This is a genomic window from Blautia fusiformis (genome assembly GCF_020686995.1).
Lineage (GTDB): Bacteria > Bacillota > Clostridia > Lachnospirales > Lachnospiraceae > Blautia_A > Blautia_A fusiformis.
The window spans coordinates 156,617-168,822 of record NZ_JAJEPT010000001.1; the positions used below are offsets into that span (position 1 = coordinate 156,617).

General features: G+C 44.8%; 22 protein-coding genes. 21 read left to right on the forward strand and 1 reads right to left on the reverse strand.

The features are described 5' to 3' along the window. Nucleotides 1-15: 15 nt before the first annotated feature. The 21 genes from rplB to infA all read left to right on the forward strand — a co-directional run bounded on the left by rplB (nt 16) and on the right by infA (nt 10,424). The gene (rplB, locus tag LKD46_RS00790; protein WP_015526920.1) at nt 16-861 is read left to right on the forward strand and encodes a 50S ribosomal protein L2; all 846 of its coding nucleotides are present in this window, start codon (nt 16-18) and stop codon (nt 859-861) included. A 15-nt stretch (nt 862-876) separates the two neighbouring features. Next, nucleotides 877-1,158 carry a 30S ribosomal protein S19 gene (gene rpsS, locus LKD46_RS00795; protein WP_015526921.1) on the forward strand — a complete coding sequence of 94 codons (282 nt, stop codon included), beginning with the start codon at nt 877-879 and terminating at the stop codon, nt 1,156-1,158. Between the two features lie 86 nt (nt 1,159-1,244). Beyond that, nucleotides 1,245-1,634, forward strand: a complete 390-nt coding sequence (rplV, locus tag LKD46_RS00800) for a 50S ribosomal protein L22 (RefSeq protein ID WP_015526922.1) — start codon at nt 1,245-1,247, stop codon at nt 1,632-1,634. Nucleotides 1,635-1,645: 11 nt separating this feature from the next. Then, on the forward strand, nt 1,646-2,302 hold the full coding sequence (rpsC, locus tag LKD46_RS00805) for a 30S ribosomal protein S3 (protein WP_015526923.1): 657 nt from the start codon (nt 1,646-1,648) through the stop codon (nt 2,300-2,302). Continuing rightward, nucleotides 2,302-2,739, forward strand: coding sequence for a 50S ribosomal protein L16 (rplP, locus tag LKD46_RS00810; protein ID WP_015526924.1), 438 nt, complete (start codon nt 2,302-2,304; stop codon nt 2,737-2,739). The genes rpsC and rplP overlap by 1 nt, the downstream gene beginning before the upstream one ends. Then, nucleotides 2,729-2,938, forward strand: coding sequence for a 50S ribosomal protein L29 (gene rpmC, locus LKD46_RS00815; RefSeq protein WP_021650762.1), 210 nt, complete (start codon nt 2,729-2,731; stop codon nt 2,936-2,938). The genes rplP and rpmC overlap by 11 nt, the downstream gene beginning before the upstream one ends. 17 nt (nt 2,939-2,955) lie before the next feature. Further along, nucleotides 2,956-3,210 (forward strand): 30S ribosomal protein S17, encoded by a 255-nt coding sequence (gene rpsQ / locus LKD46_RS00820; protein ID WP_021650763.1) that lies wholly within the window; start codon nt 2,956-2,958, stop codon nt 3,208-3,210. Between the two features lie 13 nt (nt 3,211-3,223). Beyond that, nucleotides 3,224-3,592 carry a 50S ribosomal protein L14 gene (gene rplN / locus LKD46_RS00825; RefSeq protein WP_019162495.1) on the forward strand — a complete coding sequence of 123 codons (369 nt, stop codon included), beginning with the start codon at nt 3,224-3,226 and terminating at the stop codon, nt 3,590-3,592. Nucleotides 3,593-3,603: 11 nt separating this feature from the next. Continuing rightward, nucleotides 3,604-3,915 (forward strand): 50S ribosomal protein L24, encoded by a 312-nt coding sequence (rplX, locus tag LKD46_RS00830; RefSeq protein ID WP_021650764.1) that lies wholly within the window; start codon nt 3,604-3,606, stop codon nt 3,913-3,915. Between the two features lie 22 nt (nt 3,916-3,937). Next, nucleotides 3,938-4,477: a 50S ribosomal protein L5 gene (gene rplE / locus LKD46_RS00835; RefSeq protein WP_021650765.1), complete on the forward strand. Its 540-nt coding sequence runs from the start codon at nt 3,938-3,940 to the stop codon at nt 4,475-4,477. A 13-nt stretch (nt 4,478-4,490) separates the two neighbouring features. Next, nucleotides 4,491-4,676 carry a type Z 30S ribosomal protein S14 gene (locus LKD46_RS00840; RefSeq protein ID WP_015526927.1) on the forward strand — a complete coding sequence of 62 codons (186 nt, stop codon included), beginning with the start codon at nt 4,491-4,493 and terminating at the stop codon, nt 4,674-4,676. Nucleotides 4,677-4,757: 81 nt separating this feature from the next. After that, entirely contained in the window at nt 4,758-5,159 is a 402-nt protein-coding gene (rpsH, locus tag LKD46_RS00845; protein WP_015526928.1) for a 30S ribosomal protein S8, read from the forward strand. Between the two features lie 96 nt (nt 5,160-5,255). Then, nucleotides 5,256-5,795, forward strand: coding sequence for a 50S ribosomal protein L6 (rplF, locus tag LKD46_RS00850; protein ID WP_015526929.1), 540 nt, complete (start codon nt 5,256-5,258; stop codon nt 5,793-5,795). Between the two features lie 17 nt (nt 5,796-5,812). Then, nucleotides 5,813-6,181, forward strand: coding sequence for a 50S ribosomal protein L18 (gene rplR, locus LKD46_RS00855; RefSeq protein WP_015526930.1), 369 nt, complete (start codon nt 5,813-5,815; stop codon nt 6,179-6,181). A 17-nt stretch (nt 6,182-6,198) separates the two neighbouring features. Further along, nucleotides 6,199-6,708 (forward strand): 30S ribosomal protein S5, encoded by a 510-nt coding sequence (gene rpsE / locus LKD46_RS00860; protein ID WP_015526931.1) that lies wholly within the window; start codon nt 6,199-6,201, stop codon nt 6,706-6,708. A 13-nt stretch (nt 6,709-6,721) separates the two neighbouring features. Next, nucleotides 6,722-6,901, forward strand: coding sequence for a 50S ribosomal protein L30 (rpmD, locus tag LKD46_RS00865; RefSeq protein ID WP_015526932.1), 180 nt, complete (start codon nt 6,722-6,724; stop codon nt 6,899-6,901). A gap of 12 nt (nt 6,902-6,913) precedes the next feature. After that, nucleotides 6,914-7,354 (forward strand): 50S ribosomal protein L15, encoded by a 441-nt coding sequence (gene rplO / locus LKD46_RS00870; RefSeq protein ID WP_015526933.1) that lies wholly within the window; start codon nt 6,914-6,916, stop codon nt 7,352-7,354. After that, a complete protein-coding gene (secY, locus tag LKD46_RS00875) occupies nt 7,354-8,667 on the forward strand; it encodes a preprotein translocase subunit SecY (RefSeq protein WP_015526934.1) in 1,314 nt (437 codons plus the stop codon). Before rplO ends, secY begins: the two co-directional genes overlap by 1 nt. A gap of 98 nt (nt 8,668-8,765) precedes the next feature. After that, nucleotides 8,766-9,410, forward strand: coding sequence for an adenylate kinase (locus LKD46_RS00880; protein ID WP_015526935.1), 645 nt, complete (start codon nt 8,766-8,768; stop codon nt 9,408-9,410). A 2-nt stretch (nt 9,411-9,412) separates the two neighbouring features. Further along, complete coding sequence (gene map / locus LKD46_RS00885) at nt 9,413-10,171, forward strand: type I methionyl aminopeptidase (protein WP_015526936.1); 759 nt, start codon at nt 9,413-9,415, stop codon at nt 10,169-10,171. 34 nt (nt 10,172-10,205) lie between these two features. After that, on the forward strand, nt 10,206-10,424 hold the full coding sequence (gene infA / locus LKD46_RS00890) for a translation initiation factor IF-1 (RefSeq protein WP_005428560.1): 219 nt from the start codon (nt 10,206-10,208) through the stop codon (nt 10,422-10,424). Between the two features lie 385 nt (nt 10,425-10,809). Here infA and LKD46_RS00895 read toward each other — a convergent pair whose 3' ends face one another. Further along, on the reverse strand, nt 10,810-12,132 hold the full coding sequence (locus LKD46_RS00895; protein ID WP_227573668.1) for a sodium-dependent transporter: 1,323 nt from the start codon (nt 12,130-12,132) through the stop codon (nt 10,810-10,812). Between the last annotated feature and the right edge of the window lie 74 nt (nt 12,133-12,206).

A 12,206-nucleotide genomic window follows, 5' to 3' on the forward strand; every position in this document is an offset into this window, starting at 1 on the left:
GAAAGGAGAAACATCATGGGAATCAAAAGCTATAACCCATATACACCGTCAAGAAGACATATGACTGGTTCCGACTTCTCTGAGATTACAGCTGCAAAACCAGAGAAATCCCTCGTTACTTCCCTTAAGAAGAACGCTGGACGTAACAATCAGGGTAAGATCACTGTAAGACATCAGGGTGGCGGAAGCAGAAGAAAATACAGAATCATCGACTTCAAGAGAAGAAAAGATGGAATCCCTGCAACAGTTAAAACAATCGAGTACGATCCGAACAGAACAGCTAACATCGCTCTGATCTGCTACGCAGATGGCGAGAAAGCTTACATCCTCGCTCCAGAGGGACTTAAAGTAGGCCAGAAGGTTTACAATGGTCCGGAAGCTGAGGTTCGTGTTGGAAACTGCCTCCCACTGGAGCTTATCCCGGTTGGTACTATGGTTCACAACATTGAGCTTCATCCTGGAAAAGGCGGACAGATGGTTCGTTCTGCAGGAAACGGCGCACAGCTCATGGCTAAAGAAGGAAAGTACGCAACACTTCGTCTTCCTTCCGGTGAGATGAGAATGGTTCCGATCGTATGCCGCGCAACTGTTGGTGTAATCGGAAACGGAGATCACAACCTTATTAACATCGGTAAAGCCGGACGTAAACGTAACATGGGTATCAGACCTACAGTTCGTGGTTCCGTAATGAACCCGAATGACCATCCACATGGTGGTGGTGAAGGTAAGACCGGTATCGGACGCCCAGGTCCTTGCACACCGTGGGGCAAACCTGCTCTCGGCCTGAAGACCAGAAAGAAAAACAAACAGTCCAACAAGTACATCGTAAGAAGACGCGATGGAAAAGCATTATCGAAATAATAAGGAGGAGAAAGCATGTCTCGTTCACTGAAAAAAGGACCTTTTGCAGACCAGAGCTTACTTAAAAAAGTAGACGCTCTTAACGCTGCAAATGATAAATCCGTAATCAAAACTTGGTCTCGCCGTTCCACAATCTTCCCGTCTTTCGTAGGACACACAATCGCTGTTCATGACGGAAGAAAACATGTGCCGGTATATATCACAGAGGATATGGTAGGACACAAACTTGGTGAGTTCGTTGCAACAAGAACTTACAGAGGACACGGAAAAGACGAGAAGAAGTCCGGAGTACGCTAGTCATCAGATTTATAACTGCCCGCTGTCAATTTAAGACAGCTGGCAGATAACTTAGATATCGAATTTAAGAAAGGAGGCACTTTAAGATGGCAAAAGGACATAGAAGCCAGATAAAGAGAGCCAGAAATGAGAATAATAGAGAGACAAGGCCGTCTGCAAAGTTATCTTATGCAAGAATTTCTGTTCAGAAAGCCTGCTACGTATTAGATGCGATCCGTGGCAAAGATGTACAGACAGCACTTGGTATCCTGACATACAATCCGAGATACGCTTCCAGCGTGATCAAAAAACTGCTTGAGTCAGCAGTAGCAAACGCTGAGAACAACAACGGAATGAACGCAGACAACCTTTATGTTGCAGCATGCTATGCAGATAAGGGACCTACAATGAAGAGAATTCAGCCGAGAGCACAGGGTAGAGCTTACAGAATCGAGAAGAGAACTAGCCATATCACAGTTGTGCTTGATGAAAGGTAAGGAGGAAAAGCATGGGACAGAAAGTTAATCCGCATGGCCTTAGAGTCGGAGTTATCAAGGATTGGGATTCCAGATGGTATGCAGAAGACAAGTTTGCTGACTACCTGGTAGAAGACTACAACATCAGAACATTCCTTAAAAAGAAATTATACAGCGCAGGTGTTTCCAAAATCGAGATCGAGAGAGCATCTGACAGAGTTAAGATCATCATCTACACAGCAAAACCTGGTATCGTAATCGGTAAGGGCGGCGCAGAGATCGAGAAAGTTAAAGCTGAGCTTCAGAAATACACAGACAAGAAGCTTATCGTTGACATCAAAGAAGTTAAGAGACCGGACAAAGATGCACAGCTGGTTGCTGAGAACATTGCTCTTCAGCTTGAGAATCGTATTTCCTTCAGACGTGCTATGAAGTCCACAATGCAGAGAACAATGAAGGCTGGCGCTAAGGGAATCAAGACTTCCGTATCCGGACGTCTCGGCGGAGCTGATATGGCTCGTACAGAGTTCTACAGCGAGGGAACAATCCCGCTTCAGACACTTCGTGCAGATATCGACTATGGCTTTGCGGAAGCAGACACCACATACGGTAAAGTTGGTGTTAAGGCATGGATCTACAATGGTGAGATTCTTCCGACAAAAGGAACTAAGGAAGGGAGCGATAAATAATGTTAATGCCAAAAAGAGTAAAACGTCGTAAACAATTCCGTGGCTCCATGAGAGGAAAAGCCCTTAGAGGCAATGTTATCAACTATGGTGATTTCGGTCTTGTTGCTACTGAGCCATGTTGGATCAGATCTAATCAGATCGAGGCAGCCCGTGTTGCTATGACCCGTTACATCAAACGTGGCGGTAAAGTTTGGATTAAGATTTTCCCGGATAAACCGGTAACAGCTAAACCAGCTGAGACTCGAATGGGTTCCGGAAAAGGCGCTCTGGAGTACTGGGTAGCAGTAGTAAAACCAGGTCGTGTTATGTTTGAGATTGCAGGCGTGTCCGAAGAGGTTGCCCGTGAAGCATTACGTCTTGCAATGCACAAGTTACCATGTAAATGTAAAATCGTTTCTCGTGCAGACTTAGAAGGCGGTGATAACAGTGAAAATTAATAAGTTCGTGGAAGATTTAAAAGCAAAGTCAGTTGCAGAACTGAATGAAGAATTAGTAGCTGCTAAAAAAGAGCTTTTCAATCTGAGATTTCAGAATGCAACAAACCAGTTAGACAATACAGGACGAATCAAAGAGGTTCGTAAAAATATTGCCAGAATCCAGACAGTAATCACTGAGCAGGCAAACGCTTCCAAATAGGACAGGAGGACATAATCGTGGAAAGAAATCTGAGAAAAACCCGCGTGGGTAAGGTTATCAGCGACAAAATGGATAAGACCATCGTAGTTGCAATTGAAGACCATGTAAAACATCCTCTTTACAAAAAAATCGTGAAGAGAACATATAAATTAAAAGCTCATGACGAGAACAATGAGTGCAACATCGGAGATACCGTTAAGGTAATGGAGACCAGACCGCTGTCCAAGGACAAGAGATGGAGACTGGTTGAGATCGTAGAGAAAGCTAAATAAGGAGGAAACCAGTATGATTCAGCAGGAAACTAGACTGAAAGTTGCCGACAACACTGGTGCAAAAGAAATCCTTTGTATTCGTGTTATGGGCGGCTCTACAAGAAGATATGCAAACATCGGTGACACAATCGTTGCTACGGTTAAAGATGCAACACCAGGCGGCGTTGTTAAAAAAGGTGACGTTGTTAAAGCTGTAGTTGTTAGAACTAAAAAAGGCGCTCGTCGTAAAGACGGATCTTACATCCGTTTCGATGAAAATGCTGCCGTAATTATCAAGGATGACTTAACTCCGAGAGGAACACGTATCTTTGGACCAGTTGCCAGAGAGCTTCGTGAGAAGAAATTCATGAAGATCGTTTCCTTAGCTCCGGAAGTATTATAGGAGGGTGCCGAATGTCAGCTATGAAAATTAAAAAAGGTGATACTGTAAAGGTAATCGCTGGAAAAGATAAAGGTAAGGACGGAAAGGTCCTTGCAGTTAACGTAAAAGACAACACAGTAGTTGTTGAGAACGTAAACATGGTTACAAAGCACGCTAAACCGTCCGCAGCTAATCAGAACGGTGGAATCGTGACAAAAGAAGCTCCGCTTCATATCTCCAACGTAATGCTCGTTGTAGACGGAAAAGCTACAAGAGTTGGATTCAAGATGGATGGAGACAAAAAAGTTCGTGTTGCCAAAGCAACAGGAAAGACAATCGATTAATTAAGAGAGGAGGCATATAAAGGTGAGTAGATTAAAAGATCTTTACAAGAACGAGATCATGGATGCCATGACCAAGAAATTCGGATACAAAAACGTAATGGAAGTGCCAAAACTCGAGAAAATCGTTGTTAACATGGGTGTTGGCGAGGCAAAAGAGAACGCTAAACTTCTTGACGCTGCAATCGCAGATATGGAACTTGTTACAGGACAGAAAGCAATCGCTACAAAAGCTAAAAAATCTGTCGCTAACTTCAAAATCAGAGAGGGTATGCCGATCGGATGTAAAGTTACTCTGAGAGGCGAGAAGATGTATGAGTTCGCTGATCGTCTTATCAACCTTGCTCTTCCACGTGTACGTGACTTCCGTGGTGTTAACCCGAACGCATTCGACGGCAGAGGAAACTATGCTCTTGGTATCAAAGAGCAGCTGATCTTCCCAGAGGTTGAGTACGATAAGGTTGATAAAGTAAGAGGAATGGACGTTATCTTCGTTACAACTGCTAAAACAGATGAAGAGGCACGCGAATTACTGACATTATTCAACATGCCATTTGCTAAATAGGAGGAAAAGATTCATGGCTAAGACAGCAATGAAAATTAAACAGCAGCGTAAAGCTAAATTCTCCACAAGAGAGTATACTCGCTGCAGAATCTGTGGCCGTCCACATGCATACCTGAGAAAATACGGAATTTGCAGAATCTGCTTCCGTGAGCTGGCATACAAAGGTCAGATCCCGGGTGTTAAGAAAGCTTCCTGGTAGGTCGAGGCGAAAGCAACTTTTTAATCATTTAAATAATATTCACACGACATGTAAAGTCTGAAGAAAGAGGAGGAAACTTACATGACAATGAGCGATCCGATCGCAGATATGCTTACAAGAATCCGTAACGCAAATACTGCAAAACATGACACTGTAGACGTACCGGCATCCAAGATGAAAATTGCTATCGCAAACATCCTTGTAGATGAGGGATACATCGCAAAATATGATCTGGTTGAGGATGGAGTTGTTAAAACTCTTCACATCACACTGAAATATGGTGAGGACAAAAACCAGAAGATCATCACAGGACTTAAGAGAATCTCCAAACCAGGTCTTCGTGTATACGCAGGCAAGGATGAGCTTCCGAAGGTTCTTGGTGGACTTGGTATCGCAATCCTTTCCACAAACAAAGGCGTTATCACTGACAAAGAGGCTCGTAAGCTTCAGGTTGGTGGCGAGGTACTTGCATTCGTTTGGTAGGCCAAAGCCGCTTAACGAAGCAGTCATATAGCTTTTAAACTGAAAACAGAGAGGGCATGGGCCCTCTCCGACAATCTAAGTAAGGAGGACAAATTTATGTCACGAATCGGAAGACTTCCGGTTGCAATTCCAGCTGGCGTTGAGGTTACAGTCGCAGATGGAAACGTTGTAACAGTAAAAGGACCTAAGGGAACACTTGAGAGAGCACTCCCGACAGAGTTAGAGATCAAAGTTGAAGACGGTCATGTAGTTGTAACAAGACCGAACGACTTAAAGAGAATCAAAGCCCTTCACGGCTTAACAAGAAGCCTTATCCACAACATGGTTGTTGGTGTAAGCGAAGGATACAAAAAAGAGCTTGAGGTTAACGGTGTTGGTTACAGAGCTGCTAAGCAGGGCAAGAAACTTGTACTTAACCTCGGATATTCTCACCCGGTAGAGATGGAAGATCCAGAAGGTCTTGAGTCCACAGTTGATGGAAACAAGATCATCGTATCTGGTATCAGCAAAGAAAAAGTTGGCCAGTACGCAGCTGAGATCAGAGACAAGAGAAGACCTGAGCCATACAAGGGCAAGGGAATCAAGTACGTTGACGAAGTTATCAGACGTAAAGTCGGTAAGACCGGTAAGAAATAATTAAGGAGAGTGAGAATATGATTAACAAAGCATCCAGAAGCGAAATTCGCGAAAAGAAGCATAGAAGATTACGTCATCATTTAAACGGAACTGCAACTACTCCTCGTCTGGCAGTATTTCGTTCCAACAAGCACATCTATGCACAGATTATTGATGACACAGTTGGTAAAACTTTAGTATCCGCTTCTACTCTCCAGAAGGACGTAAAAGCAGAGCTTGAGAACACTGATGATGTACAGGCTGCAGCAAAAGTTGGAACAGTGATCGGTAAAAAAGCTGTTGAGGCTGGTATCGAGAGCGTTGTTTTCGACAGAGGTGGATATATCTACCACGGAAAAGTTAAAGCACTGGCAGATGCAGCAAGAGAAGCTGGACTGAAATTCTAAGAGGAGGAAAAGAACACATGAAACGTAATCTTATTGATGCTAGTCAGTTAGAGTTAGAAGATAAAGTAGTATCAATCAAGCGTGTTACCAAGGTTGTTAAAGGTGGTCGTAACTTCCGTTTCACAGCTTTAGTTGTTGTAGGTGACGGCAATGGACACGTTGGTGCAGGTTTAGGAAAAGCAGCAGAAATTCCGGAGGCGATCCGCAAAGGTAAAGAGGACGCTATGAAGAAGCTTGTTACTGTTGCAAGAGACGAGAACAATTCCATTACACATGACTTCATCGGAAAATTCGGAAGCGCTGAGATGCTTCTGAAGAGAGCTCCGGAAGGTACTGGAGTTATCGCCGGTGGCCCGGCACGTGCCGTAATCGAGCTTGCAGGTATCAAAAACATCCGTACAAAATGTATGGGTTCCAGAAATAAACAGAACGTAGTTCTGGCAACAATCGCAGGCCTGAGCCAGTTAAAGACTCCGGAAGAGGTTGCAAAGCTCCGCGGAAAATCTGTAGATGAGATTCTGGGTTAAGGAGGATATGGAAATGGCAGATACAATCAAGGTTACACTGGTAAAATCTCCAATCGGTGCAGTACCGAAACACAAAAAAACTGTAAAAGCTATGGGTCTTACAAAGATGCATAAAACAGTTGAGATGCCAGACAACGCTGCAACCAGAGGAATGATTCAGCAGGTGCAGCACCTGGTAAAAGTAGAAGATTAAGGAGGTGCCAGAATGGAATTATCAAACTTAAGACCCGCAGAGGGTTCCAAGCATAGCGATAACTTCAGAAGAGGCCGTGGACATGGTTCAGGAAACGGCAAAACTGCTGGTAAAGGACATAAAGGACAGCTTGCTCGTTCCGGACATAAGAAACCGGGATTCGAGGGAGGTCAGATGCCTTTATACAGACGTCTTCCTAAGAGAGGTTTCACTAACAGAAACTCTAAAGAAATTATCGCAATCAATGTAGACGTTCTCAATCGTTTTGAGGATGGCGCAGAGGTTACAGTTGACAGCTTACTTGCAAGCGGTGCAATCTCCAAGATCGGTGATGGTGTTAAGATCCTTGGAAACGGCGAGCTTACAAAAAAACTTAATGTTAAAGTAAACGCTGTCAGCGAGACTGCAAAAACAAAAATTGAAGCTGCTGGTGGTACAGTAGAGGTGATCTAATGTTTGAGACTCTTAAGAGTGTTTTCAAAGTAAAGGAAATGAGAAGAAAGCTTCTCTATCTGATCTGGATGATATTCGTGATCAGAATCGGATCCCAGCTTCCTGTACCGGGAGTCGACAGTGACTTCTTTAAGCAGTGGTTTGAATCTAATACCGGTGACGCATTCAATTTCTTTGATGCGTTCACCGGCGGTTCCTTTACTCAGATGTCAATTTTCGCATTGAACATCACACCTTACATTACTTCTTCCATTATCATTCAGCTTCTTACCATTGCCATTCCGGCACTGGAAGAGATGCAGCGTGACGGAGAAGAAGGAAGAAAAAAGCTTACAGCAATCACACGTTATGTAACGGTTGGTCTTGCTCTGTTTGAGTCTGTTGCCATGGCAATCGGATTTGGACGTCAGGGTATGATCCCGAACATGAGCTTCCTTAAAGGAATCGTAGTTGTTGCAAGTTTAACAGCGGGTTCCGCAATGCTTATGTGGCTGGGCGAGCGTATTACAGAGAAGGGCATTGGAAATGGTATTTCCATCGTCCTGACTATCAATATCGTGTCCAGGATCCCGAGTGATATGTCCCTTCTTTATGAGAACTTCGTCAAGGGCAAAACAATTGCAAAAGGAATGCTTGCAGCCTGCATCATTGCTGTGATTATTCTGTTTGTTGTAGTGCTCGTACTTATCCTCAACGGAGCAGAGAGAAGAATTCCGGTTCAGTATTCCAGAAAGATGGTTGGACGTAAAATGATGGGCGGTCAGTCCACAAACATCCCGCTCAAGGTAAATACTGCCGGCGTTATCCCGGTTATTTTTGCTTCCTCTATCATGTCTTTCCCGTCGATCATTGCTCAGTTCGCTGGCAAAGGAAACGGAACGGGCATCGGAAGTGAGATCTTAAGAGGACTTTCCTCCAATAACTGGTGTAATCCAAGTCAGATCCAGTACAGCTGGGGTCTGATCGTGTATGTGGTACTTTGCGTATTCTTCGCATACTTCTATACATCAATTACCTTTAATCCGTTGGAAGTAGCCGATAATATCAAAAAGCAGGGCGGTTTTATCCCAGGCATCCGTCCGGGAAAACCGACTTCAGATTATTTGACTAAAATCCTGAATTATATTATATTTATAGGTGCAGTAGGTCTTGTTATCGTGGCCGTTATACCGTTCTTCTTCAACGGTGTGTTCGGTGCGGATGTTTCCTTCGGCGGTACATCTATCATCATCATCGTAGGTGTTATCCTGGAGACCGTTAAGCAGGTGGAATCTCAGCTGCTTGTACGTAATTACAAAGGCTTCCTGAACTAATTGAAAATGAAGGTTGCGGTGCGAAAGTGTCGCAGCCTTGATTTGTAAACAGGACTGTCTGAAAATCAGGCAGAAAACAGGAAAATGGAGGGTATGCTATGAGAATTATTATGTTGGGTGCACCGGGGGCAGGTAAAGGTACTCAGGCTAAGAAAATTGCGGCGAAATATGGGATTCCGCACATCTCCACAGGAGATATTTTCCGTGCTAACATCAAAAACGGTACCGAGCTTGGAAACAAAGCAAAAACTTACATGGATCAGGGACTTCTTGTTCCGGATGAACTGACCTGCGACCTTGTTGTTGACAGAATCCAGCAGGATGACGCAAGGGAAGGGTATGTTCTGGATGGTTTCCCGAGAACAATTCCGCAGGCAGAATGTCTGACAGAGGCTCTGAACAAACTTGGAAGCAAAATTGACTATGCGATCGATGTGGATGTGCCGGATGATAACATCGTGAAACGTATGGGCGGACGCCGTGCATGTGTGAAATGCGGTGCAACTTATCACGTTGTATTTGCAGCACCGAAGACAGAGGGGGTCTGCGATACCTGTGGTGACAAGCTTGTACTCCGTGATGATGACAAGCCGGAAACAGTTCAGAAGCGTCTGAATGTTTATCATGAGCAGACACAGCCATTGATTGACTATTACACCACACAGGGTGTTTTGAAGACGGTAGACGGAACCAGGGATCTGAATGAGGTATTCCAGGAGATCGTTGACATCTTAGGAGAATAAGAATGTCCGTAACAATTAAGACACAGCATGAAATCGAACTTATGAGAGAAGCAGGCCATCTTCTTGAGAAGGTGCATGACGGTTTGATCCCTTACATCAAACCGGGTGTCAGCACCAAAGAGATTGATAAGATCGGAGAAGAAATGATCCGGTCTATGGGCTGTATTCCGAACTTTCTGAACTACGGAGGTTTTCCGGCTTCTTTCTGCATCAGCCTGAATGATGAGGTTGTGCATGGAATTCCATCCGAGGAGAAGATCATCCAGGACGGGGATCTGGTTAAGATCGACGCCGGCCTGATTTATAAGGGCTACCATTCTGACGCAGCACGTACCTATGCGGTAGGTGAAGTATCCAAAGAAGCACAGCAGCTCATTAAGGTTACAAGAGAGTGCTTTTTTGAAGGACTGAAAATGGCAAAAGCCGGAAATCATTTAAATGATATTTCCAAAGCCATCGGAGCCCACGCAGCGAAATACCGTTATGGTATTGTACGTGACCTTGTAGGACATGGAATCGGAACTCATCTTCATGAGGATCCGCAGATTCCAAACTTCCCGCAGAAGCGCAGGGGCATCAAGCTCCTTCCGGGAATGACCCTGGCCGTCGAGCCCATGATCAACCTTGGTCGTGCGGACGTGGCATGGCTGGACGATGAGTGGACAGTGGTAACCATGGATGGTTCACTTTCCGCCCATTATGAAAACACGATCCTCATCACCGATGGGGAACCAGAGATTCTGACGCTTACGAATCTGTAAGCAGCAATTGTTGTCATGACATAGGAGGTAAAAAATGTCAAAAGCAGATGTGATCGAAGTAGAAGGCACTGTTCTGGAGAAACTGCCTAATGCGATGTTTAAAGTGGAACTGGAAAACAAACATGTGGTACTTGCACATATCAGTGGCAAGCTCCGTATGAATTTTATCCGTATTCTCCCGGGAGATAAAGTAACGATCGAACTTTCTCCGTATGATCTTTCCAAAGGAAGAATCATCTGGAGAGATAAATAAGAAATATTGTAAAAGATGACCTGGTGGCGTTAAGCTGCCGGGTCTTTTTTTGCCTTTTCTGCAGAAAAAGAATCTGAAGTGGAATTTATCACTCACATTTTTTTACGTTTCTCAGGCAGCGATACAATTGCTTCCTGGTCTGATTACGAAGTGGAGAAACCGGATACACTCTAAGAATGTAGAATAATTGGAAATCAGTGTAAAACTTAAACTTGTTGACAAACTGTGAAGTGAGTGTATTCAGGATATGCAGCAAATCGAAAATCCTGGCTTTACGAATATTATAAGATAAAACATAAAAATCCCTCGGAAATGATTAAAAAATCATTTTTCGGGGGATTTGTTTATGCAGATAATTTTTTATTTTACTTATGTTATCACCTTATCATCCGATCCCGCCCAGCACAACACCAAGGATCAGCACCAGAAAGCACACCGGAATATAAAGATATTTACACACCGGGTAAAAATATTTCGTGAATGGTTTCTCGCGGCCTTTGTTGACCTGGCTTTCCACATAGCTCCGGCCGAAGATCCAGAAGAACATGATCCCTGCAAATCCTGCGCCGAGAGGACAGATATAGATGGAAAGCACATCCATCCAGTCAGAAACAATGCCCTGGATCAGCAGAGAAGCTACAACGCCGATCATTGCGATCACCATGCAGGAAGGAGTCCGGCCAAGACCTGTTTTTTCCTGGACTGTGGCAATGGGTGCTTCATAAAGGTTCATAAGCGAGGTCATACCTGCAAGGAATACAGCTACGAAAAAGATGATGGCAATGATCCGTCCGCCGGGCATGGTTTTGATCAGGTGCGGCAGGTAGATGAACAAAAGTCCGGGACCGCCCTGGTCAAGCTTGGCTCCGGTGGTCGCCATGGCCGGAATGATCACAAGAGCTGCCAGCATGGCGGCAATGGTATCAAAAAGAGCCACTCTTGCAGCAGAAGCCGGGATATCCTCACTGTCCGGAAGATAGGAACCGTAGATCAGGGTTCCGTTTCCGGCCACAGACAGGGAGAAAAATGCCTGCCCCAGTGCAAAGATCCAGGTGGAAGGCTTGGCCAGAACTTCCGGCTCCACGCGGAAGATATAGCGGTATCCTGCGTTTGAGCCCGGCTGAAACGCAACATAGATGCCAAGGATCACAAACAGGATAAAGAAAACAGGCATCATGATCTTGTTGGCTTTTTCGATACCGCTTCCAACGCCGTACATCAGGATAAACATGCAGATCACAAGAGCAGCCAGCTGCCAGAGATTATTTCCCCAGGCAGAGGCCATACCTCCGAATTGAGACTCAAAGGACTCAATATCCGCAGGTGCCAGGGTAGATCCTGTAAAGGCTCCGATCATATATCGGAAGATCCATCCCATAACAACTGTATAGCCGATAGCCATAGCCAGTGCTCCGATCACAGGGATCCATCCGAGCAGTTCGCCAGGCTTTCGCTTTCCGCGGGTTTCACAGGCCATGCCGAAGGCGTCAATGGGCCCGGAACGTGTCCCACGGCCAAAGCTCATCTCACCGATCACTCCGGTAAAGCTGATCAGTGCTACGAAAATAAAATACGGGATCAGGAACGATCCCCCTCCATACAGGGAAACTCTGGTGGGAAACATCCAGATATTTCCCATTCCAACCGCAGACCCGATGCAGGCAAGAATGAATCCCCAGCGGCTGTTAAAAGATTCTCGTTTTTTCATATAAATAAAATATCCTCTCTCCATTTGATCGTTTCAGTATAACATAATTCCGGGAAATAGGAAACTGCAGCATC